This window comes from Bacillus sanguinis (assembly GCF_018332475.1).
Taxonomy (GTDB): domain Bacteria; phylum Bacillota; class Bacilli; order Bacillales; family Bacillaceae_G; genus Bacillus_A; species Bacillus_A sanguinis.
Genome location: NZ_BOQB01000505.1, coordinates 1 through 1025, shown reverse-complemented (window position 1 = coordinate 1025; position 1025 = coordinate 1). Strand labels below are relative to the sequence as shown.

Below are 1025 nucleotides of genomic sequence, written 5' to 3'. Positions count from 1 at the left end.
ATGAGACACCTGAAATTGGTGACGATTTTGACAAAGCTTATGCTCATATTCGCCACATTCGTGTTCCGGCGGGTGAACCAAAAGGAAAATCACGTGTATTAAACTATGGTCTTAGTATTTCAGATGGTGAATACTTCTGTGTTTATGATGCAGATAACCAGCCTGAACCACATGCACTGCGAATGCTCGTAGAACACGCCGAAACAACCGAGGATGCTGTTGGAGCTGTTGGACATGTTCGTACTGTAAATGAAAAAAGAAACTGGCTAACACGAATGATTTCGTTAGAATTTCAAATCTTCCAGCTCCTTATGCAATCCGGACGCTGGTTACTATTCCAAACTGGTTCACTAACAGGAACAAACATGCTTCTTCGCCGCTCTGCATTAGAAGAGCTTGGCGGCTATGACCCTTATGCAATTGCAGAAGACGCTGAATTAACATTACGCATTACACAAAAAGGCTATCTCTTGCCAATCGTTCCAGAATCGATTACATGGGAACAAGAACCTGAGCATTTAAAAATCCTTATTAAGCAGCGTACACGTTGGCTCCAAGGAAACTTGTACATTTTAGAAAAAATGTTTTCTTCATTAAGTTTCTTTAAAGGAAAACTTCTCGTCCATTCTTTACAACAAGTTTTAGTTTACGTTGTATTTTGGCTATTCTTAATCATTTCGAACGTTTGGTTTGTAATTGGGTTACTTGGGATCTTCCAAATTCAATATAGCATTCCGCTACTATTTATGTGGTATGTCGCATATATTACATATGTTTCTCAATTATTTAGTGCCCAGAGTGTGGAACGAACCTTTACACCAACTAATATTTTTATTAGTGTTATCATGTACTTTACGTACGCACAGCTCTTTACGTACTTATTCATTCGTAGCTTAATTTTATACTTACGTGCAAAGAGCAAGAAACAAGTCATTGGCTGGGATAAAACAGTTCGATTCAAAAAAGATAAATAATAAAAATAAGCACAGAGCGCCGTATGCTCTGTGCTTATTTATTGCCGTATA

1 protein-coding gene is annotated in these 1025 nt (G+C 38.0%); it reads left to right on the top strand.

Features of this window, described 5'->3' with window-relative positions; genetic code table 11:
- Window positions 1-974: glycosyltransferase family 2 protein (locus KI369_RS28065; protein ID WP_212958925.1), on the top strand; the 974-nt coding region annotated here is incomplete at its 5' end.
- Between the last annotated feature and the right edge of the window lie 51 nt (window positions 975-1025).